The sequence below is a fragment of the Hyphomonas johnsonii MHS-2 genome (genome assembly GCF_000685275.1).
GTDB classification, from domain to species: Bacteria; Pseudomonadota; Alphaproteobacteria; order Caulobacterales; family Hyphomonadaceae; genus Hyphomonas; species Hyphomonas johnsonii.
In genome coordinates this window covers 252,759-274,027 of sequence record NZ_ARYK01000006.1, presented here as the reverse complement: position 1 = coordinate 274,027, position 21,269 = coordinate 252,759, and the positions used below count along the sequence as shown (strand labels likewise).

Here is a 21,269-nt window from a genome sequence, read left to right as displayed (position 1 = left end):
GCCCGCCACATGGTGCCGGACCGCGCGTGATGTTGCGGGAAATCCTGCTGGCTGTCGTGTTCTGCGCGGGGGCCTGCGCACAGGTGCCCGAAACGGATACCCCTATTGCTGAAACGGCGCCCGCGCCGACATGCGGCGGCGTCCTGGTGCAAGGCGGCCTGGTCGTGTGCAGGGGCGTGCCGGGTGAGACGTTCACGGTTGCCGGCCTGACCGGCAAGACCGCCCGCGATGGCAGCGCCCAGTTCGGCATCTCCACTTCGGCCCCGGCCGTGATCGGCTGGTCAGCCTCCGATGGCAGCTTCGGTGACCTCACCATCGCCCCGCGCCATGACGAATTCCGCACCATCAAGGGCTTCGATTGCGACAAGGTCGATGCCCGCTCGCCGGAGCAGAAGGCCCACGCCGCCCGCAGCTGGCAGATCAAGCAGGACGCCTTTGCCCGGTTCAATTCCGGTCCCGGCGCGCTGACCGGTTTCATCAAGCCCGCCGATGCACCGACCTCTTCGCCGTTCGGCCCGACGCGCAAGTATATCGGCGTCTCGAAAGTCACCGGCGAGCCGTGCGATTCCGTCTCGGTCCATCGTGGCTATGACATGGCCGCGCCTGTCGGCACGCCGGTCGTCGCGCCTGCCGCCGGAACCGTGATCCTTGCCGATCCGGACCTCTATTACGAGGGTGGCGCCATCTTCCTCGACCACGGCCACGGGCTGACGTCCGTGTTCATGCACCTGTCGGAAGTGGAGGTTGCCCCCGGCGATGTGGTGGAGCGCGGTGACCTGCTCGCCAAGACGGGCAATACCGGCCGCACCACTGGCCCGCACCTGCACTGGGCGGTCAAATGGCGCAATGCCGGAAGCGGCAATCGCGGCGGCGACTTCTATATCGACCCGGCGCTGTTGCTCGAACTGCCGGTGTCCGATCCGCGGTGACGGCCTATGTCGCCCTGCTGCGCGCCGTCAATGTCGGCGGAACCGGCAAGCTGCCCATGACCGAACTGAAAGCCATGTGCGAGGAGATCGGTTTCGCGCAGGTGAAAACCTACATCGCCAGCGGAAATGTCGTGTTCGTCTCCAGGCTCTCCGAAGCCAGGGTCCGCGCAACGCTCAACGAGCGGCTTGAGACCTATGCCGGCAAGCCGGTCGGCGTGTTCGTGCGCACGGCCGCGGAAGTGGCCGCGGTTCGGGACGCCAATCCGTTCGCGGGTGAGCCGGGGAACCGCGTTGTCGCCATTTTCCTTGACGGGACGCTCGGCCCGGATGTCCTGGACGGGCTGAAGCACCTGGACACGGAAGTCCTGAAACCCGGGAACCGCGAAATCTACGTCCACTATCCCGACGGCCAGGGGCGCTCCAAACTCGTGATCCCTGCCGCCGGCGCGGGCACGGCGCGCAACATGAACACGGTCGCGAAACTGGCCGACATGGCAGCCGCCCTTACGGCCTGAGCCAGACCACGTCGCTGGCACCGACAAAGCGCGCCATCCTGGCAAGTTCCGCCTCCAGCTTTCGCTGGCGCGCATCGGTCCATTTGACGCCCGGTTCCGGCCACACATTGTGGACGCTCAGTTCGCTCTTCTCGCGGTCCGACTTCACTTCAATCCGCCCGACGAACCGGTCGCCCTCAAGCAGCGGATAGACGTAGTAGCCCCACTGGCGCTTTGCAGCCGGCACGAAGATTTCGATCCTATAGTCAAAGCCGAACAGGCGTGTCAGGCGGCCCCGATCACGTATGACGGGGTCGAACGGGTTGAGAATGCGCAGCCGCGAAGTGGGCGCGAGAGCGTCGGCGAGGCGGGCCTCGATGTCCGGCAGGGCGAGGGCGGCGCTCCACTGGCCGCTCGCGGATTCGATCTCGACCGGCACGAGGTCACCGGCATTCGCCGCCGTCCAGGCTTTTACCTCGGCCAGGTCCGCTGCGGCCCAGAAGCGCTGGATATCGCCCTCCGTCCCGAAGGCCAGCCGGTCGAGCGCCTCGCGGCACAGCCAGTCGACCTGCGTGTCATCGCTGTGATCCACCTCGCGCAGGTGGTTCGGGATGACGCGATGGCTGAGGTCATAGTATTTGGTGAAATTCTCGCGATGCGAGGTCGACAGCTCCCCTGCATACCACATGTAGTCCAGCGCCAGCTTGTGCGGCGGCCGGCGCCACATTTCGCGCTTGCCCTGGATCTTTGTATCGAACGCTTTCGTGCACAGCGGCCCTTCGGCCTCGATCCGCGCGCGGATGGCGGCCCTGCCCTCCGCGCCAACCATGCCCCGATGCCACTCCCAGCCGCGCACCTTCTCTTCGAGACGCCGGAACTGGCGGCGCCACATCGGATAGAAGTCCATCGGAATCAGCGAGGCATCATGAGTGAAATGCTCGAATACATGCCGGTCGCGCGCGAGGCATTTGTCCAGCATGGGCTCGCGGAAATTCTGGTTCCGGCTCCACAGGATATGGTCATGCGCGCGAGCAACGACACGGATCGTGTCGAGTTGCACGAAGCCGAGCCGGCGGATGGTGTCGGCCAGGTCGAGCGGCCCGGTCGGCGCAGCGGACAGCAGCTGGGCGTCCAGCCAGAGGCGGCGCGCGTCCCGGTTTGAAATCCTGAGCGCCACCGGCCGCCTCAGGGAACCAGGATCGTTGCGCCGGTCGTCTTGCCGCTTTCCAGCGCACGATGCGCGTCGGCCGCGTCTTCAAGGGCAAAGCGCTGCCCGATCTCCACCGTCAGTGTTCCGTCCTTGATTGCAGCAAACAGAAGGCCCGCCCCCCGGGCCAGCCGTTCGGGCGTGTCGATGAACTGGAACAATGTAGGCCGCGTCAGGATCAGCGACCCGCCCTGCGCCAGGCGGCTCGGCGGCATCGGATCGACCGCGCCGGACGCATTGCCATACGAAATCATCCATCCGCGTGGCTTCAGGCTTCTGAGCGACGCCTCGAAGCTGACCTTTCCAACGCTGTCGAGCGCCACATCGACGCCCTTGCCATCGGTCAGGGCCTTCACCTGTTCGGCAACATTGTCATACCCGACAATCACGTCGCTCGCCCCGGACGCGCGAGCCATGGCGGCCTTTTTCTCTGACGAGGTGACGGCGATGACCCGCGCACCCAGGCTGACGGCCCACGGAACCAGCAGGCTGCCGACACCGCCGACAGGCGCCCACACGAGCAGCGTATCGCCTGCCTTGACGGGCCGGATCTCGAACAACAGCATCCAGGCGGTCAGGCCCTTCAGCATGACGGCTGCGGCCTCCTCTTCGCTGACGCCGTCCGGCAGGGGCAGCAGGCTCGCCGCAGGCAGGGTGACATGCGTCGCATAGGTGCCCGAACCGACATAGCCGACACGGTCACCCGGCTTGAGATGGGTGACACCTTCGCCAACAGATTCCACCACGCCGGCGCCTTCGCCCCCCGGCGTGAACGGGAATTTCGCCGGATAGAGACCAGTCCGGAAATAAGTGTCGATGAAATTGAGACCGACCGCCGACTGGCGGACCAGCGCCTGGCCGGGGCCGGGCTGCTTTGGCGTGAAAGGCTCCTTTGTCAGGACATCAGGGCCACCGGTTTCGTGGATTCGGATTGCATAGGGTTCGGACATTCAAGGGGCTCCCGGTTCGGGCGCGGGCTCGCGCGCCTGCAAGTTCAGCAATTCGACGCCTATCGAAAATGCGATAGCGCACACTCAATCTGACGGGCCGGTGGAAGGCAAGGGCGACTCGCGGTCCAGTGGTGCGATGGACGTGAATAGTTTTCTGACCTGCGGTGTGGACGAGGCCGGGCGCGGCCCCTGGGCCGGGCCGGTGACGGCGGCGGCCGTGATCCTCGATGGCGAGCGGCCGATCGAAGGGCTGACCGATTCCAAGGCGCTGAGCGAAGCCAGGCGCGATGCCCTGACGCCCCTGATCCGTGAACGGGCACTCGCCTGGTGTGTCGCCCATGCCAGTGTCGGCGAGATCGATGTCCTCAATATCCGCGAGGCGACGTTTACCGCCATGAAGCGCGCCATTGCTGGGCTTGCGCTGACGGGCCCGCGCCCGCTCGGCATGATCCTTATCGACGGCAACGCCCTGCCACGGGGCCTGCCCTGCGCCGCCCGCGCGATCGTCAAGGGCGACCTCACGGAACCGGCCATTTCGGCTGCCTCGATCCTTGCCAAGACTGAGCGGGACGCCCTGATGAAGACACTGGACGCGGCCCATCCCGGCTATGGCTTTGCCAGGCACAAGGGCTATGGCACTGCCGCCCATGCCGAGGCACTCGGCCGGCTTGGCCCCTGCCCGGCGCACCGGACCAGTTTCAGGCCCGTACGGCTGGCGCTTGAAGCACGGGCCGAGGGCGCGGAGCCGCGCGGGTAACCATTGCAAGGAAATGCCGCGAGATCGCGCCCATCACCCGGCCCCGGTCGCGCCATGACAGGTCGACCGCCGGGCCGGTGTCGGTCTTGTTGACATCAACGATGAATATCTGGCCCGACACCGCGTCCCGCAACACGTCCAGCGCCGCCCAGTCGAGCGCCATCGCCTCCGAGAACCGGCGGATCAGGCTGATCTCCTCGGCCGAGAAGACCGCCTCCAGGTCTCGAAACACGACGGTATCATTGTGCATGGAAAAGCGCTGCGCAACCGGCTTGGTCTTGACCAGAACGAAGCGCGGTTCGCGGCCGATAATGGTGGTGCGATAATCAAAAGCGGTCTCTCCGTCGGAAGAATCGACAAGGCGCTGGTAGGCCTTGCCCGCTCGCCGCGGCATCGGGCAGGACACGATACAGCCATCATGCAGGCCGTTGCGCTCGCTCTTTTCGACGGCCGGGCCAGTGTGCGCCGCAGGATCAAGGCCCAGCGGGTAGCCGGCGACGGATTCGAATATCTCGGCCACGCGCGACTTCGATATGTCGGGGCACCCGGCGTTCAGCTGGACCTGGCCACCGACAGGCGGCGGGGTGCCTCGGGTGACGTCTTCGAAATAGAAGGCGACATCCGCCGTGTCCGGCGTCGGCGCGAACCGGATGCCCGACAGCGTCATCGCAGACCAGAGAATGTACCACGGGCGTGGACGGTCCGGCGCAAACCAGACCGACAGGCCGGACGGGCGCCGGATCCGCACGTAAACGCCCTTTGTGAGGACGACCACGAAGTACAGGCAGAACTTGACCAATTCGGATGGCGTGATCTCGGCGAGGCCGATGCGGCGCCCGGTCTTTTTCACGATCAGGCCCCGACGGGTGAGCGCCAGATCCGAAAACCAGTTCGCCTTCGGACCATCATTCTGGCGCTGGCGAGTCCGGTCGAGCATCAATCGACCCGGTACTGGATCGGCTTGTAGCTGAAATTGTTCGACTGACCGGCCGAACAGGCCGTCAGGCCGACAATCAGGTCCATGTCGGCCCGGAAGCGGGTAAAATCGTCAGCCTTGCTGAGCGGAGGCCGGACACTGATTTCCCCGGTTTCGGCGTCAATCGCCACATGCATGAAGACATTGAACGCGACCGTGATCCGGTCCGGCGCGATGCCGAACGGTTTCAATGCCTGTTCCAGATTGCCCTGGCAGCCATGATGGGGCGTCTTGTCACCGTAGAGAATGCGGAACGTGTCCTTCGAGCAGGGCGTCAGTGTGAAGTCATGACGTCCCACGCGGTCTTCGCCGATTTCCAGCATGGGCCGGCTGCGATTGGAGAACAGGATGTCTCCCGTCGACAGGAAAAGGCGGCTGGCATAGTCGATCGACCGGCCCGACGAGAGGTATTCCTCCGGATCGTCGGCATTGTAGGCGACCATGTCTGATACCTGCTCGCCCTGCGGGTCGATCACGGTCAGGACCTGCCCCCTGGCGAGACGAAAGGCCGTGCCGGTGCGCGGCGCGATGGTCTGGATCACCCCTGTTTCGGTGTCCTGTACGTGAACGGGCATTTCCAGTCTTCTCCCACCTGTCGGCCACTGTATTGCGGCGCCTGCGCGCGCTGGGCATGGTCTCCGAGCATCGGATTAATGCTGCCATTGGCGACAAGTTCCCTGTCGCGCGTCACTTTTTGCAGGGCCTGGTAGCGACCGTCGGCCCGCAGGGCCTCGAACTGGTCATGCGAATTGAACACCAGCGCCGGGCGGCAGAACCGCCGCGCGGCCCGCGAGGCCCCCGGATGGAGGCCAATCACGAAATACGCGGTGCCGCCGACGCAGATGTTGAAGTCGGCCGATTCAGGGTTCGTCGACACGGAGTCCGACCAGCCGATCCCCCTCCTGGCGTCCCGGTCATGCAGGGCCTGGAGATGCGCCCACAGAAGCTGTTCGAAGCCGGCTTCCGTCCTCGTCGGTTCGCTGTCAAAAGCCGCGATCAGCGTCCTGAAGGGAAGCGCCTGGATGTCCAGCGTCTGCCCGAAAGCACCGAGCGCCCTGTACAGGGTGTCATTGTCGTCGGGACGGCTGAAGGCGCCCGCTTCCACGACCTCCACCTGGCCCAGCCTGAGAGCACTCTTGGCGCCTGCGCAGGGAAATCGCGCCGAACGGACAAACGCGTCCACGTCCGGGTGAACGTTCGCCTTTTGGCGGTGAGTCTTCAGGAGGTCTTGCGCTGTTGCCATGATGGCTGACCAACTGGCAAGCGCGGCTTCAGTTCCGGGCGTCCGGCAGAAACCGGTGACGCGCCAGCGACGTGGTTAATCTCCCATTAACCCGCATCGCGCCAGTTTCCCGCCCGGGGACGGAGACAGACATCATGCTTATCCTGTTTGGCTGGCACACATGGTTCGGGGAATCCGGGCGACCTTATCGCTTCAAGATCACGTTGACGCGCAAGGGCCTGCCCGACGGCGGCGGCATCTATATCTTCGTCCAGCGCCGTTTCGTCTTCTTCCTGTTCCCGCTCTATATCGGCAAGGCGACGAACTTCCGCTCGCGCCTGATTGGCCATGAGCGCTGGGGCGAAGCCTGGTGGCGCCGCGGGGCGACGGAACGCCATGTCCTGGTCATCAGGAAGGGTGCCGACCGGGCCCGCGTCGAGGAAGACCTGATCCGGCGCTACCAGCCGCGCATGAATGATGTCCTGGTGCCGCGCGGGTCGAACGACGCCCCCAACAATCCACGCCTGCGGCGCTGGTGGCACATCAAACGCTGGTTCCGGATACCGTTCCTGGGCTAGTGACCTGTCCGGTCCCGCTTCACCCTTACAGCCTGGTTCAGGTATGGATCCACCGTTCCGTAACAGGACATTCCGCGGTCAGGCCCGGCGCATACCATCCAGCCTCCGCCATTCCTGAAAACGATTGCCGTGCTGCTCACGTCCCCCGGCTTCGTGAGGACATTTCCCTGGCAGTCAGGCAGGCCATTGGTCGAGACAACGGTCTTTACAAGCGTGTGCTGGCCTTTCTCGTCGGTCTCCAGTCGCCAGGTCTGTTTAAGCAGTTCTTCGCCGGACGATGTGGTCATCGTGCCGTCTTCGAAGAACCGGTAGGTATCCCGGCAGAAATCTTTGGGCGTATCGACAATCCGGAGCATCCAGTTATTCCGGGTCAGGTACGCACCCATATCATCATTCTCGTTTGTGCTGCGGGCGTACCAGCCAATTGTTGAACTGGACGCTTCGCCGCGAACTTCTCCGGTGAACCGGCCATTTTCAAACACGGCCTCATGATACAGCCAGTCGCCGGCATAGACGCGAGACCACCAACCGGCCCCGGCCTGAGGCGTCTTGAAGGTGAGAATGGTCTTGCCGTCTTCCTCACGCACCCGGCCATCCACAAACGCGCCCTCGCCATCACCGCCCCAGATATGACCTTCGACAAGGCCGTCATGCATCGCGGTTATGAAAAGCTTGTTGTGCTTTTCCGGCGAGTGCCCGTAGGCGCTGAGGACACGCATGTCCCATTCACCGATGAGCGTTTCGCTCGCCGTTGTGGGAACGTCGGCGCGCCAGTCGACAACCGCTGCCGGTTTCTCCGCTTCGGCATTCCGGGCGGCGATCTCCGCCATGCCCGACAGCGCCTCGGGAGATGGCCCGGACGCAAGTGCGGATGGCGGCGCAGTGGTTGTACAGGCGGCGAGGATAGCCGCGACTCCTGCGAGCAAACTATGGGACGGGTACTTCACGGGGTGCGCCTTTCTGGGAGACGTTTGTCTTCAACAGCGTTGTCTCCGAATTCATGTCTTGGCAAGCAGATCCGCATCAACCGCTTGCACGCCATAGTGGCCCCGTGGCAAAGCTGCGCGTCATGGCTGACACGACCGCTCCCCTTGCCCCATCCTTGTTTGCCGATGCGCCATCATCGGTGTCGTTCAAGAAACTGCGCAAGCGGCTGGTGCGCGGTGCGCTGAAGGCGATTGACGATTTCCAGATGGTCGACCGCCGCGCGGTGGACGCCGGTGAAAAGCCCCGCCCGAAATGGCTGGTCTGCCTGTCAGGCGGCAAGGATAGTTACGGCCTGCTGGCGGTGCTGATGGATCTGCAATGGCAGGGCGCGCTGCCGGTGGATCTCGTTGCCTGCAATCTCGACCAGGGCCAGCCGGGCTTCCCGAAACACGTGCTGCCGGACTGGCTCGACACGACCGGCGTCAAATACAGGATCGAGACGGAAGACACCTATTCCATCGTGACGGAGAAGGTCGAGGCGGGGCGAACCTATTGTTCCATGTGCTCGCGCCTGCGCCGGGGCATCCTCTACCGCATCGCGCGGGAGGAAGGCTGTGAGGCCATCGTGCTCGGCCATCACCGTGACGACGCGCTTGAGACGTTCATGATGAACTTCATCCATGGTGGGCGGCTCGCCGCGATGCCGCCAAAACTGCTGAACGACGACGGCGACTGTTTCGTGCTGCGCCCACTGATCACGGCCGCAGAGGACGACCTGGCGAAACTCGCCGAAGCGATGGATTTCCCGATCATCCCCTGCAACCTGTGCGGCAGTCAGGACGGCCTGCAGCGTGTGGCGATGAAACAGATGCTGGACGAGTGGGAACGCAAGAAGCCCGGCGTGCGTCAGGTCATGGCCCATGCACTCGCTACCGTGCGTCCAAGCCACCTGCACGACCCGCGCGTGTTCGACTTTGCCGGCCTTGAAATCGGCGGCACGGGCGAGGATGACCCGAACGTGCCGTTCTAGCGACCTGCAGACGGTCTCAGGGTCAAATAATTTCCCGGGCATCATCGGGAACTGATTGCAAAAACCCGAAAAAGAGAATCTATTTTCCTTTCGCCGGCACGTTGCGAAGGGGACCGCGCCATGATCCTGCACCGTTTGGCCGAGCACCTGAAGGCACAGAACTGGACGGTCGTTGCGATTGAATTCCTGATTGTCGTGGCGGGCGTCTATATCGGCGTCTTCCTTGGCGCGGCGCGCGACCAGTACACCCTGCAGGGCGCAACCCGCGTCTCCCTGAACAACCTGCTTGACGACTTGATCGCCGACCGGGCCGAAACCGCTTTTGTCGTGGAACGCCAGGGCGCCCGGATCGCCGCCGCCGAGGCCCTCGATGCCGAACTTGAAAAGGCCGCGCCGGACTTCCAGAGGGTCCACGACGACCTCCTGACCGTCGTCTACAACAACCGGACCCTGTTCCCGCGTACGACATATTATGAAGCGCTGCTGCGCGAAGGCGAGCTGGATACCGTGCCTGCCGGACTCAGGCGCCAGATCAACCATCTGTACGGTTACCGCCTGCCCGCCATCGTCCATTCCGGGGCCATGGCGGACCAGAATGACAACCTGGTCTATACTGTCTGCATCGGGCGGTACTGGGACCTCTCCCATGCCCGGCCGGCGAGCGACGTCGCCGCCGACATGACGCACTTCCGTAACTGCGTGCGCAGCCTGCACGGCTTTTCGCAATATTACGCAGACAGGACCGGCACCCAGATGCTGCCGGAAATGGATAAGCTCATCGCAAACCTCGCCAGCGAACTTGGCCGGGAGGCCGATGTGCCCACGCCCGTGACGCCTGGCCCACCTGGGCCCTAGCGCAGGATCCTGCCTTTGCGCACACGCTCTACCACCAGCCAGATGCCGGCCAGTGTCAGCACAAGCGACAGGAATCCGGCGAGTTTCATCCACCAGCTGGTAAATGTCTCCCGGTTCGTCCAGTCCATGATGTGCAGGCCCCAGAGCAGGTCATACGTGCGCCAGAGGCCTGTGCGCACAGCGGCGACATCACCCGTCTGCGGATCGATCCAGAATGTGGCCGCATCCTTGCCGTCAAAGTCGGCGCGCCACATGGCGCGGCCATGCCCCCTGCCGGCCTCGCGGGGCGCCGGGTCCACCAGCGCCAGGCCTGACAGCACGCCCTTGCCGGCCCAGCCCGCCTCGGCGACCTGCCGCGCAAGCGCCTCATCCAGCGGCGACAGTGGCGCGCCCGACATTGCATCGAACAGGGCCTTGCCCTGTGCCGTGTCCGTCTCGTAGGCCGCACCTGAGAGGAAGGGCTTCAGCCTGACGGTGCTGACCGTACCGCCCGCCACGCCCGGCAGGTTGGCCGGTGAGACCAAGCCATCTGACTGAAGGACAAGCGCGCCCGGCGGTTCGGCTCGCAAGTGTTCTCCGCGCACCTGTTCGATCGGATAGAGCGAGAAGAAGAACCCCGAAGCAATCCACAGGAGGACCTGACCGCCAATCACGAGGCCAAGAATATTGTGGAGTCGCGGGACAAGGCGGGGAATCCGCACCATTCAGTTTGAACTGTTCGCGGCCCCTGATTCCACGGTCAGGGTATAGGGAATGAAGATTTCGAGCTCGAGCGGCCCCGCCGGCTGGGTAACGACCCGCGACTCCAGGCCGGCGACTGTAACGACGGCCGGTTGGAACGCTGTGCGCAGGTCCATGACGTCCCGGGTGATAGCGGCGATCAGGTCGGCCCGATGCTTGTCCGTTCCTCTGGCGCCCAGGTACTGCTCGTCACCCAGATAGGCTTCGGCGCGGCCTTCAGTCTTCACCTTGGACAGGAACGTCGCGGCCCGGCGCATCAACAGGTCAAAGGTCTCGCCAGGTTTCGTGTCCACGCTCAGCGTCAGGGTGAAGCGCCCCTGCCCGGAATAGTCTGTGTAGATATCGTCAAACTGGACCGTATCAATCGGCGCGCTGCTTTCACCGATGACACCGCCAAACAGGTCATAACCGGGTGAATCCGATACGGATTTTTTCAGCCGCCCGAACATTGTGTCAAGCTCGCGCTTGCGGGCGGCGGGGTCGCGACTGCCCGACTGGAAATGGGCTTCCACCAGCACGAAATCGGCCGGGATACGCCTGTATATGGCAGGAGCCGTTCGCAGGTCATCGGCATCGATGCGGCTGGCCGTCACCGTGACCGTCTGAAGGCTTCGTTCTTCCTGCGCGCCTGCAGGGGCAAGGCCCGCAAGTGACAGCAGGACAAGACTGGAAACCACATGGCGCATCGAACACCCTCTCATTGGTGTTTCCAGTCATTCACGCCTCCCGGAAAAGGTCAAGCATACTCGCGTGCCGCCCGGACGCGGCCCATGAAAAAGGCGCGCGACGATACCGCCGCGCGCCTGATTTCGTATCGCTTTCGGAGCGCTATTTGCGCCAGACAGCGGCCAGGGCCGGATCTTCTTCCTCGCCGGTATACTTGGCGAGTTCGGCGCGGCCGATGACCATGTGGTGCACTTCGTCCGGTCCGTCAGCAAGGCGCAGCGTGCGCTGGCCGGTGTACATCTGGGCAAGCGGTGTCCATTGCGACACGCCAGCGGCGCCGTGAATCTGGATCGCCTGGTCGATGATCTTGCAGACGCGTTCCGGCACCATGGCCTTGGCCATCGAGATCCAGACACGGGCTTCCTTGTTGCCGAGGACGTCCATGGCTTTGGCGGCCTTGAGCACGATCATGCGCATGGCTTCAATCTCGATACGGGCGCGCGAGATGATCTCGGTATTGCCGCCGAGCTTGACCAGCGGGCGACCGAAGGCTTCGCGGGTCATACCGCGAACGCACATCAGGTCGAGCGCGCGTTCGGCCTGGCCGATCGAGCGCATGCAGTGGTGGATGCGGCCAGGGCCGAGGCGGAGTTGCGAGATTTCGAAACCGCGGCCCTCGCCGAGCAGCATGTTTTCCTTCGGAACGCGGACATTCTCGAAGCGCAGGTGCATGTGGCCATGCGGTGCGTCCGGATCACCGAACACGTGCATCGGGCCGACAATCGTGACACCGGGGTGCGGCAGTGGCACCAGGATCTGGCTCTGCTGCTTGTTCGGGTCGGCCTTCGGGCTGGTCTTGACCATGGTGATCATGATCTTGCAGCGCGGATCGCCGGCACCGGAGATGTAGAATTTCTCGCCATTGAGAACCCACTCATCGCCTTCCAGAACGGCCGTCATCGACACGTTCTTGGCATCAGACGACGGGTGGCCTGGTTCGGTCATCGCGAAGGCCGACCGGATCTTGCCCTCAAGCAGCGGCTTCAGCCACTTTTCCTTCTGGGCTGGCGTGCCGACACGCTCGAGCACTTCCATGTTGCCGGTGTCGGGCGCCGAGCAGTTCATGGTCTCGGACGCCATCGGGTTCTTGCCGAGTTCGGCGGCGATATAGGCATAGTCGAGGTTCTTGAGGCCTTCGCCGGTTTCAGCGTCGGGCAGGAAGAAATTCCAGAGGCCCTGCTTCTTGGCTTCGTCCTTGGCCTTTTCAAGGCATTCCAGCTGGCCGGGCGCGTACGACCAGATGTCCTTCTTGCCTTCACCGAGACGATGGAATTCCTCGCTCATCGGGTTGACGGTTTCCTTGATGAACTTGCGGACGTGGTCGTACAGGGGGCGTGCGCCCTCCGACATCCGCAGGTCGTTCAGGTCAGCGTTCTGGTCGGCTGTATATTGGGAGTCAGGCATCGTCGTTTCTCTCTTCCTCTAATCACGTCTTTGGAGTGTCTTACCACCCGCGGGACCTTTGCGTCGACCGGATAAGCAATCCTGTCGCCGGTTTCACGTTCGCGCCGGCATCTGGCCCGGCGGTTCGAATTCGGCTACGCCGCCGCGAATGACCCTGACCAGCACCCTGATCATCCTCGTGACCGTTCTCGTCACGACGTTCATCTCGGGCATATTCGGCATGGCAGGCGGCATCATCTTCATGGGCGTGCTGGCAGCGCTCGTGCCGGTGGCAACGGCGATGATCATCCACGGGTCGATCCAGATCGTCTCGAACGGCTACCGCGCCTTCCTGTGGCGCAAGCATATCGACTGGGCGATCTTCCGGCGCTACGCGCTCGGCTCGCTGGCGGCTGTCGGATTGCTGTTCGCACTGTCCTGGCGCCCGGACAGGCAGATGGTCTACCTGCTGCTGGGCCTGACGACCCTGCTGGTCTGGCTGCCCAAATCGCTGGTCGACCTCGACATCCAGAAACGGTTCCAGGCTGAGGGTGCCGGCTTTGTCGTGCAGTCGCTGAACACGGTCGCTGGCGTCGCGGGGCCGCTGCTGGACCTGTTCTTCGTGCGCACCGACATGACCCGGCATGCCATCGTGGCCACCAAGGCCGTGACGCAGGTATTGGCGCATTCCGTCAAGATCGTGTTCTGGAGCATACCGGTCATCGCGGCAGCGGGGCTGGCGGCGCTGCCGCCCGCTTGGTTGATCCTGGCGGCCATTCCACTGTCCATGCTGGGTACGACACTGGGAGGAAAAGTGCTCCAGCAGATGACGGACGTGAACTTCAAGCGCGGGATGAAATACCTGGTCACGGCGGTTGGCGCAGTCATGCTGATGAAGGCCGCCGGCTGGCTGTAATGCAACCATCCCTGCTCCGGCTTTCATCTTCGACATTGCGCCGACGGGCATATCCACTCCTGACCACGACCTGTTTCCCCCTTCTTGATGCCTGATGCTCGACTATTCGGCAACTTTATTGCATGAAGAACAATCATCACTGTTGGTGATAGTATAGGGCCCGGCCATGAACCTGCGCACCATCGACCTCAACCTGCTGCCCGTACTGGAGGCCGTGTATACCGAGCGCAGCCTGACGCGCGCCAGCGAGACACTCCACATCACCCAGCCCGCGGTCAGCAATGCGCTGGCGCGCCTGCGCAACCATTTCGAAGACCCGTTATTCGTGCGCGAAGGGCGCGGCGTGAAGCCAACCGCTATGGCCGATGCGCTGATGCCTGCCGTGCGCGACGCGCTGGACCGCCTGCGCGCCGGGCTGGAACAACGCTCGACGTTCGAACCGGCCCAGTCGACCCGCGTCTTCAACATCTCGGCACGCGACGCTGGCGTCTTTATCATTGCACCGCGGCTGGCACGCCGGCTGGAAGCTGAAGCGCCGGGCATCCGGATCGCCTGGAGCCAGGTCCAGCGCGGCGCCATTTCGTCGGAACTCGCATCCGGCCGCCTTGACCTGGCCCTCGACGTGCCGGACCTGCGCGGCCACGATCTCGAGCGGGCCGCCCTGCTGGACACGCCTTATGCCTGCGTTGTCGCGCGCGATCATCCGGTCGCCGGTCAGGACCTGACACTGGAACGTTTCATCGGCCTGCGCCACGTGGTGGTCTCCAGCCGACGCGAGGGCCGCTCCTATGTCGAGGAGATCGCCCGTGCGGCGGGCCACCGGATCACCCCGGTCATGCGCCTGCCGCATCACATGCCGGCCCTCGAAATCGTGCGCCAGACCCACCTCGCCGCGACGGTCCCGCTGCCATTGGCGCAAAGCTCCGGGCTGGCTGTCCTTGCGCTGCCACCCGCCTTCCCGCCCCTCGGCAGCGTTCTCTACTGGGGCCGCGAAAATGCCGAGGACCCCGCACTGGCCTGGCTGCGCGGCCTGATCGCGGAGATTGCGGGGGAGTCCTAGGGCCGCGGCGCCATACCTTCGAGGACACGAATTGCGCGGGCGCAGGTTTCGGCAAATGTCCGCTTGGCTTCGAGCCTGCAGACGAGGCATTGCGTCCAGCGGCGCAGGATCATTCAGCCGGCGCCCGTTTTGCGCCGGTTGAGCCGCTCTCCAGCACACCGATAGCTTGTTGGAGCGAGTACAAGGAGCCGGTAAGGTCGCCCCGCGCGGATGAAAGATTGGAAAAATGCAGCCGGAGATCTGGCAGCAGCTCCGGATCGCTCAACAGAGCCTCCGCTGCTGTCGCCCACTCCTCGTCTGAAACATCAAGGTTACAGTCGGCCCGAAATCCAGTGACATTTCCAATCTCATCTCTTTTGTCGCCGCAACTTTCTCGGATGGCACGTTGAATCTCGTGAGGAATGGTTCGGCGAACACGCTGGCGATAGGACGATGCCAGAGCGTTTTGGGCCGCGTTGTTTGCGGTAATATCTGTAAAGTACGAACCCCAACCGTCCTCAACAAAATCTGGCGGCAACAAGCCAATGTCGCCAGAGGACACGATCTCGTCCCATGTCGAGCGCGTCGGTTGGTGGGTTGCGTATTCGGTGGCGCGGTAGGCATTGACGACCAGTTCCCGAGGGTCCGGTGAACTGCTGGCCAGCAGGGCAGCCGTTCGCTCGGCGCTGTCATTGACCGCTTCATAGTAAGCGAGCAGGTTGCTCCGGTCCCGGATATCCGTTCGAATATCAATGGCAAGCCGTTGAGCATAGGCGCTTCCACGTCGCATGTCCGCCTGCCCCTCATTCCAGTTGCCAAGCTGGATACCGAGGAAAACACCGAGCACCACGATCAGCGTCTCAACCGCGACGGTGAACCAGTCCTGCTTGCGAAAGGCGTCAGAGATACGTCGCAGGATCATTGTTGCTGTTCCTCAAGATGGGAATCGAGTGCCTGCACGCGCGCGATGAGCCGTCGCGCCATCAGGATCTTGTTGTCCAGGTCGGACAGGCGCCGAACAAGCGGGCCATGAATGTCAGCGTCGATGATCGCCGAGACCGATTGCGATATCTCATCCGGGGCCAGATCGATTTCACACGTCTCGGGAAGGGAAATGCGGGGCTCACCCGCTGAATTGATGACCGAAACCTCTTCGCAATTGGCGCGAATGGCCACTTGTGCCGCATAGGGCAGCTTCTCCCGAACGATCTCGCGATAGGGAACGGTTTGCCCGACAATGGCCAGCGGGGCTTCGACGCCGCGATAGAAATTGGCGAGCATCTTTCGCAACGACACATCCGTGATCGCATTCACCGCACCGACGGAGAGGATTTCATCATACGTGTCACGGCCGAATGTGCGCGGGATGATCTGGCTTGCCTGATAGACATCAATGAGAAATTCCTCGCCTAGCGTTTCCGGCGGCTGGTCGAGCGCGGCGAGCGCCGCCAGACCGTGATCGCGGGTTTGCGTGAAGTAGAGGGCGCGCTGTACCATGTCTTCCTGATTGCCAGCGAGGTCCTCGCGGATGCGCTCGATATAGACCCGTGCAGTCTGTTCCTGCACCCGCGCCTCATTCCAGGTGTTGACCTGCAGACCGACAAACACACCGACGACAACGATCAGGAAATCGAGCCCGATAGCGGTCCATTCCTGGTTCTTCACATGCTTGATGACGCGGCGAAGGATCATCGGCGGCGATCCAGTTCATTGTTGATCGCCGCAATGGCGCGTTCCGCCGCCTCGTTCTGTTCATCCATATCCGAAGGTGTGGAAACCACATGCCCCGTCCATTCCGTCAGGAAGGGCTGCATGTCGGGCTTCGTCATAATCTCATTCACGGACCGCGCCGCCATATCATCTGCGACACCCTTGGCACAATCGAGCACATAGGTTTCTGCCCCCCCGGTGACGTCGTAGCACGTTGCCCAATAATAGGCCTGGACATCGAGAGGGATAAACTGACGAACCAGCGAGCGATACTTTGGCGGTTCCTGCCACGTGCTTGCAAGATTTGCATTCTGCGCCAGATAGAACTCGACGGCGTCGATGATCTCGCGCGAACGTGGCAATCCGCTTCTGCGCATTTCTTCGTAGGTCGTCGCTTGAACCTCGATTTTCTGCCATTGTGACGCGTGGAAGAAATCGACCAGCACAAGCCAGCAATTGTCACCGCACGGTTGGCCTGCTGCCATGAAGTCGAGTGAGCGCTTTCCTGCCTCCGCCACCTGGTTCAGCGCATAGGCCTTTTGTTCCGTCTTCTGTATTCCCGTTTCGAGTTCGCGCCGCAATTCGACCAGCAGACCGGTTTCCCGCTCCATGGACGCGCGCGCGGTGTTCCAGTTCGACACCTGGATGCCGATGAACACACCGAACACGACGATCAGGAAATCGAGTCCGATAGCGGTCCATTCCTGTTTGCGAAAATGCGAGATGACACGGCGAAGGATCATCTTTCCATTTCCGCTTCCAGGGTCGACCTCACCTTGCGCACTTCGTCGAGCAGGAGCGCGTCCAGGTACAACATGTTCGTGTGCACTTTCAGGGCGATCTTCATGGCTGACGCCACGTCTTCGTCCGCCCGCATGCCATCAAGGTCGACACGCGCAACGGCCACATTCGGACGCCGCGTGGACGCGTCGGGCACCTCGGCGAGATCGAACTCCAGATAGGGCTGGAGCACTGGGAGCAGCATGGATGAATCTGTTGAATTGCCGTCATACGCGCGCGCCAGCAGTTCGAGGTGATCATTCAACTGCATCAGCGCCGTGCGCAAATCGCGATTCCGGATCAGGCCCATCTTGCCGGACGAGATCAATTCCCGCAGCGCCGCAGACGATCCGGGTGGGATCGGGTAGGATTCGATGTCCTCCGCCAACTGCACAAGCAGGCCCTGGTCCACGGCATCGTTCCGGCCGAGATGCCGCAACATCGTGCGTGTTGCATCCACCGACCCGGAATAGCGTTCGACATGTTTCGCAAACGTGGCTTCTATCACGCCATGTTCGGCTGCAAGTTGCTGCAGGTATTGGGCCTGCTCACGCCTCAGCGACCGCTCATCGTTCCAGTTCGAGACCTGCAGCCCGACGAACACCCCAACCACGACGATAAGGAAGTCGATGACAATCGCCGTCCATTCCTGGTGCTTCACATGCTTGATGACGCGGCGCAGGATCATGGTTTGATCCCCAGGTCGACATCAATCGCCGCTTCGGCGGCCCGGGTGACGGGCAAGGCCTGGGGATAATGCTTCAGCGCAAATTTGTTCTGCCCGATCCAGAAGCGCAATTGTTCGGCCAGGCCCGGCGCTGTCCGGATGCGCTCGAGCATCCCGGCTGGATCGAGTTTCTCCAGGTCGTCTGTGCACCCCTTGCCAAGGATCTCCAGGTCGCCGCCCACGAGGAGATGGCATTTCTGCCACATGGCGTCACTGGCATCTGGCGAGAAATAGCCGCGCACGGTTTCACGATAGGCGGGCGGTGCCAGATTCACGATGTCCCATCCGTCAATGTAGCCGTAATACTGCTGGATTGCCTTCCGGGTTGCGATATCCCTTGGAAGGCCCATCCGCGTCATTTCATCGTAGACTGACATGTTAATTCCGGTACCCCAGACTTGCGATGCAAGAAAGAAGTCGGCGAGCAGGCTGGCGCAGTCCTCCATGCAGGGCGTGTCCCCCTCCAGGAAAGCCAGCGCCCGCTGCCCGGACGCCACGACCGTATTCGCATAGGTTTCCTGATATTCCAGAAAGGTGGTGGCTTCCGCAATTTCATCTTTCAGGTGAAACAGGTATTCGCGCTCGGTCGAATCAAGCGCGCGCGCGTTATTCCAGTTGTTCACTTGCAAACCGAGAAACACGCCGAGCACAACGATCAGGGTCTCGACCACGACGGTGAACCAGTCCTGCTCGCGGAAAGCGTCAGTGATGTGCCGTAATTTCAAGATGTCCCCCGACCTGCCTGATTGAAAAGGCTAGTCGGTTTGGCGGCGGCTGAACAGTATTATCTCTCGAACGCCTACTGCGCGAGTGAAGCGCCAATCACATCGACGACGGGCTTGCGCAGGATACGCTTGTTGCCCGCAAGGGCAGCGCCGGGCAAGGCTTTCAACCGCTCGGCTTCAGCCAGCGCTTCGGCCATCACCTGGTCCGGCGCGACAGCCTTGTCCAGGTATCCCACGCTCACCGCCTCGTCCGGATCGAACAGCGTGCCATTGACCACCGACTCTGTCATGTAGAGCGGGTTCAGGCGCGCCTTGCACAGCTCCAGCGCAAACACAGGCAACACCATGCCGATCTGCGTCTCGTTGGCGCCGATCTTGTAGGCCCCTTTCGCGCCGAACCGCTTGTCGCAGCTGAGCAGGATGAAACAGCCCATGGCGATGCCATGCCCCGTACACGCCGCAATGACAGGCATGGGCAGGGTAAACAGGCGCAACGCCAGCGCGCCGCCGGCATTGACCAGCGCCCGCACGTCTTCCGGAGTCGCTCCCATCATCATCTTGAGGTCAAACCCGCCCGAGAACCTGTCGGGCCGCCCGGTGATGATCACCGCCTTCGCCTCTTTCTCGGCCTGGTCCAGCGCCGCATTCAGTGCGTCCAGCATAGTAGGGTTGATGGCGTTGGCCTTGCCGTCATCCATCGTGATGATGGCAATTTCATTCTCGATCCTGATCGTGGCGCTCATGGCGGTCTCCCTGTTTGGCATAGGTTAGACGCCCGCTGACCTTGCGGGAAGCAAGCTTGACGAAAGGGCACCTTTCAAAATGGCCGTGCCCGCCCGTCGTCAGCTGCGCTGGTATTCCTCGCCGCGCTCGGCTGCGAGGCGACTGCGGACGGTTTCTGAGTCATAGCCGAACTCGGTCAGGGCCCGTCCCGCCATCTGCATGCCGGATTCAATCGCATCCGGGATGACGTGGGTGGCACCCGCCAGACGCAGCCGTGCAGCATGTTCATGATCGCGCGCACGCACCACGATCGGCACGTCAGGGTGCAGCCGGTGGAAGGATGTCACCATCGCCTCCGCAGCGGCGACATCATCCACGGTCACAACGAACAGGCGCGCACCATCCGCGCCTGCACTGTGCAGGATTTCAGGTCTCGCCGCGTCGCCCAGGAAGACTTGCCACCCGCCCTTGCGGGCCTGCACCAGGCGCACGGCGCTGCGTTCCAGCGCCACGATCTCGGTGTCTTCCACCGTCAGGATGCGGGCAACCGTCTCACCGACCCGGCCAAAGCCCGCAATGATCACATGCCCCTTCATGTCCGAGAAATCCTCGTCCAGATGCGCTTCGGGTTCATCACCCTCAAGCCACGAGGCGGCCCACCCGCCCAGGCGCCCCAACACCGGGATCAGCAGCATGGACAGGCCCGCAATCGCGGCGATCCTGCCTGACGTGCCCGCATCCAGAACACCGGCTGTCCCGGCGGCGGCAACCACGACGAACGCAAATTCTCCCGCCGGCGCCAGCAGGCTGGCGGTCTCGATGGAGACCAGCCTGTCCCCGGCAAACAGCCGGCAGGCCACGAACGCGATCAGGAACTTGACCGCCAGCAAGGCGGCCAGCCCGCCGAAGATCACCCCCGGTTGAGTCACCAGCGACGGCAGATCCAGCGCCATGCCCACGGTCATGAAGAAGACGCCCAGCAGGACACCCTTGAACGGTTCGAGGTCGACTTCCGTCTGGTGCTTGAATTCGGTCTCGCCCAGCAGCAGCCCGGCCAGGAACGCGCCCAGCGCAAGTGACAGGCCCGCCGTGGCCGTGATGGTCGCGGCACCGACAACTGTCAGCAATGTCAGCGCCATCAGGAAATCCCGCCCGCCGACCTGCGCGGCCAGGCGAAACATCGGCCTGAGGGCAAAGCGCCCGATCAGCATGATGAACGCGATTGCGATCAGGCCATTCACCGCCGCCTCGACCAGGACGGACGAAACATTGGCGCCTTCCCCCATGCTCAGGAAGCCGATGAAGATCAGGATGGGCGCAACGAGTATGTCCTGGAACAACAGAACGCTCAGCGCTGCGCGTCCCACCGGGCGGGCTGCGCGTTTCTGCTCGACCAGCATCTGCATGACGATCGCCGTCGATGACAGGGCCAGCGCCAGGCCACATATGATCGCCGCTTCGGCCGGCAAACCCGCCCAGTACACCGCCCCGGCGATCACCGCAGCGCTCAACGCCGCCTGCAGCCCCCCTGCCCCGAACACGGCGCGCTTCATGGACCAGAGTTTCCCGAACGAGAACTCCAGGCCCAGCAGGAACAAGAGGAACATTATGCCGAGTTCCGCAAACGGCGCAGCGGCCTCGGGATCGGACACCGACACGTATTCCAGCAATGGCTGGACATGCGCCAGCGACCCCAGCGCATAAGGCCCGAGCACAACGCCTGCCAGCATGAAGCCGACGACCGTCGGCAACCGCAGGTACCGGAACACCGGCACGACCACGCCTGCGGCAAACAGGAAGACCAGCGCATCCTTGATCAGGACATCGTAACCATGCCCGCCCATCAGGTCTGCGCCCCGGCGGGCCGGCAATCG

At 63.1% G+C, this 21,269-nt stretch carries 24 protein-coding genes; 8 read left to right on the top strand and 16 right to left on the bottom strand.

All coding sequences use genetic code 11. The annotated features are described in order from the left end of the window. The coding region (locus tag HJO_RS17880) for a M23 family metallopeptidase (RefSeq protein ID WP_156945649.1) at nt 1-929 on the top strand (929 nt) is incomplete at its 5' end. Beyond that, entirely contained in the window at nt 926-1,444 is a 519-nt protein-coding gene (locus HJO_RS13505) for a DUF1697 domain-containing protein (RefSeq protein WP_035617690.1), read from the top strand. The genes HJO_RS17880 and HJO_RS13505, both read left to right, overlap by 4 nt. Here HJO_RS13505 and HJO_RS13500 read toward each other — a convergent pair. Beyond that, entirely contained in the window at nt 1,434-2,600 is a 1,167-nt protein-coding gene (locus HJO_RS13500) for a winged helix-turn-helix domain-containing protein (RefSeq protein ID WP_035617687.1), read from the bottom strand. The genes HJO_RS13505 and HJO_RS13500 overlap by 11 nt on opposite strands. Nucleotides 2,601-2,608: 8 nt before the next feature. Next, nucleotides 2,609-3,580, bottom strand: a complete 972-nt coding sequence (locus HJO_RS13495; RefSeq protein WP_035617685.1) for a quinone oxidoreductase family protein — start codon at nt 3,578-3,580, stop codon at nt 2,609-2,611. A 136-nt stretch (nt 3,581-3,716) separates the two neighbouring features. Here HJO_RS13495 and HJO_RS13490 point away from each other — a divergent pair, with 136 nt between their 5' ends. After that, nucleotides 3,717-4,337 (top strand): ribonuclease HII, encoded by a 621-nt coding sequence (locus tag HJO_RS13490; protein WP_035617818.1) that lies wholly within the window; start codon nt 3,717-3,719, stop codon nt 4,335-4,337. On the opposite strand, the gene HJO_RS13485 is transcribed toward HJO_RS13490, so the two are convergent. The 3 genes from HJO_RS13485 to gntA are packed head-to-tail and all read right to left on the bottom strand — an operon-like array spanning nt 4,279 to nt 6,556. Beyond that, complete coding sequence (locus HJO_RS13485; RefSeq protein WP_051618611.1) at nt 4,279-5,274, bottom strand: hypothetical protein; 996 nt, start codon at nt 5,272-5,274, stop codon at nt 4,279-4,281. The genes HJO_RS13490 and HJO_RS13485 overlap by 59 nt on opposite strands. Continuing rightward, nucleotides 5,274-5,888 (bottom strand): DUF1989 domain-containing protein, encoded by a 615-nt coding sequence (locus HJO_RS13480; RefSeq protein WP_051618610.1) that lies wholly within the window; start codon nt 5,886-5,888, stop codon nt 5,274-5,276. The genes HJO_RS13485 and HJO_RS13480 overlap by 1 nt, the downstream gene beginning before the upstream one ends. Next, a complete protein-coding gene (gntA, locus tag HJO_RS13475; protein ID WP_035617679.1) occupies nt 5,852-6,556 on the bottom strand; it encodes a guanitoxin biosynthesis heme-dependent pre-guanitoxin N-hydroxylase GntA in 705 nt (234 codons plus the stop codon). Before gntA ends, HJO_RS13480 begins: the two co-directional genes overlap by 37 nt. 134 nt (nt 6,557-6,690) lie before the next feature. Here gntA and HJO_RS13470 point away from each other — a divergent pair, with 134 nt between their 5' ends. Next, entirely contained in the window at nt 6,691-7,113 is a 423-nt protein-coding gene (locus HJO_RS13470) for a GIY-YIG nuclease family protein (protein WP_035617677.1), read from the top strand. Here HJO_RS13470 and HJO_RS13465 read toward each other — a convergent pair. After that, a complete protein-coding gene (locus HJO_RS13465) occupies nt 7,110-7,943 on the bottom strand; it encodes a hypothetical protein (protein WP_035617675.1) in 834 nt (277 codons plus the stop codon). The genes HJO_RS13470 and HJO_RS13465 overlap by 4 nt on opposite strands. A gap of 239 nt (nt 7,944-8,182) precedes the next feature. Here HJO_RS13465 and ttcA point away from each other — a divergent pair, with 239 nt between their 5' ends. Both ttcA and HJO_RS13455 read left to right on the top strand, forming a co-directional pair. Then, nucleotides 8,183-9,070 (top strand): tRNA 2-thiocytidine(32) synthetase TtcA, encoded by an 888-nt coding sequence (gene ttcA / locus HJO_RS13460; protein WP_035617814.1) that lies wholly within the window; start codon nt 8,183-8,185, stop codon nt 9,068-9,070. 120 nt (nt 9,071-9,190) lie between these two features. Further along, entirely contained in the window at nt 9,191-9,925 is a 735-nt protein-coding gene (locus HJO_RS13455; protein ID WP_035617673.1) for a DUF6090 family protein, read from the top strand. On the opposite strand, the gene HJO_RS13450 is transcribed toward HJO_RS13455, so the two are convergent. The 3 genes from HJO_RS13450 to HJO_RS13440 all read right to left on the bottom strand — a co-directional run bounded on the left by HJO_RS13450 (nt 9,922) and on the right by HJO_RS13440 (nt 12,796). After that, the gene (locus tag HJO_RS13450) at nt 9,922-10,629 is read right to left on the bottom strand and encodes a PepSY domain-containing protein (RefSeq protein ID WP_035617671.1); all 708 of its coding nucleotides are present in this window, start codon (nt 10,627-10,629) and stop codon (nt 9,922-9,924) included. The two genes, HJO_RS13455 and HJO_RS13450, sit on opposite strands and share 4 nt — an antisense overlap. Then, nucleotides 10,630-11,352, bottom strand: coding sequence for a hypothetical protein (locus HJO_RS13445; protein ID WP_035617668.1), 723 nt, complete (start codon nt 11,350-11,352; stop codon nt 10,630-10,632). A gap of 142 nt (nt 11,353-11,494) precedes the next feature. After that, complete coding sequence (locus tag HJO_RS13440; protein ID WP_035617666.1) at nt 11,495-12,796, bottom strand: acyl-CoA dehydrogenase family protein; 1,302 nt, start codon at nt 12,794-12,796, stop codon at nt 11,495-11,497. A gap of 148 nt (nt 12,797-12,944) precedes the next feature. Here HJO_RS13440 and HJO_RS13435 point away from each other — a divergent pair, with 148 nt between their 5' ends. Then, the gene (locus tag HJO_RS13435) at nt 12,945-13,691 is read left to right on the top strand and encodes a sulfite exporter TauE/SafE family protein (protein WP_035617664.1); all 747 of its coding nucleotides are present in this window, start codon (nt 12,945-12,947) and stop codon (nt 13,689-13,691) included. 166 nt (nt 13,692-13,857) lie between these two features. After that, the gene (locus tag HJO_RS13430) at nt 13,858-14,751 is read left to right on the top strand and encodes a LysR family transcriptional regulator (protein WP_035617663.1); all 894 of its coding nucleotides are present in this window, start codon (nt 13,858-13,860) and stop codon (nt 14,749-14,751) included. A gap of 109 nt (nt 14,752-14,860) precedes the next feature. On the opposite strand, the gene HJO_RS13425 is transcribed toward HJO_RS13430, so the two are convergent. The 7 genes from HJO_RS13425 to HJO_RS13395 form a co-directional block, all read right to left on the bottom strand. Then, entirely contained in the window at nt 14,861-15,652 is a 792-nt protein-coding gene (locus tag HJO_RS13425) for a hypothetical protein (protein ID WP_035617661.1), read from the bottom strand. Continuing rightward, nucleotides 15,649-16,422, bottom strand: coding sequence for a hypothetical protein (locus HJO_RS17875; RefSeq protein ID WP_051618609.1), 774 nt, complete (start codon nt 16,420-16,422; stop codon nt 15,649-15,651). Before HJO_RS17875 ends, HJO_RS13425 begins: the two co-directional genes overlap by 4 nt. Beyond that, nucleotides 16,419-17,183: a hypothetical protein gene (locus tag HJO_RS17870; RefSeq protein WP_051618608.1), complete on the bottom strand. Its 765-nt coding sequence runs from the start codon at nt 17,181-17,183 to the stop codon at nt 16,419-16,421. Before HJO_RS17870 ends, HJO_RS17875 begins: the two co-directional genes overlap by 4 nt. Next, complete coding sequence (locus HJO_RS13410) at nt 17,180-17,908, bottom strand: hypothetical protein (protein WP_035617659.1); 729 nt, start codon at nt 17,906-17,908, stop codon at nt 17,180-17,182. The genes HJO_RS17870 and HJO_RS13410 overlap by 4 nt, the downstream gene beginning before the upstream one ends. Beyond that, nucleotides 17,905-18,672, bottom strand: a complete 768-nt coding sequence (locus tag HJO_RS13405) for a hypothetical protein (protein ID WP_035617658.1) — start codon at nt 18,670-18,672, stop codon at nt 17,905-17,907. The genes HJO_RS13410 and HJO_RS13405 overlap by 4 nt, the downstream gene beginning before the upstream one ends. Nucleotides 18,673-18,746: 74 nt before the next feature. Continuing rightward, a complete protein-coding gene (locus HJO_RS13400) occupies nt 18,747-19,415 on the bottom strand; it encodes a crotonase/enoyl-CoA hydratase family protein (RefSeq protein WP_035617656.1) in 669 nt (222 codons plus the stop codon). A gap of 99 nt (nt 19,416-19,514) precedes the next feature. Then, nucleotides 19,515-21,266, bottom strand: coding sequence for a cation:proton antiporter domain-containing protein (locus tag HJO_RS13395; RefSeq protein WP_241764751.1), 1,752 nt, complete (start codon nt 21,264-21,266; stop codon nt 19,515-19,517). Nucleotides 21,267-21,269 lie beyond the last annotated feature (3 nt).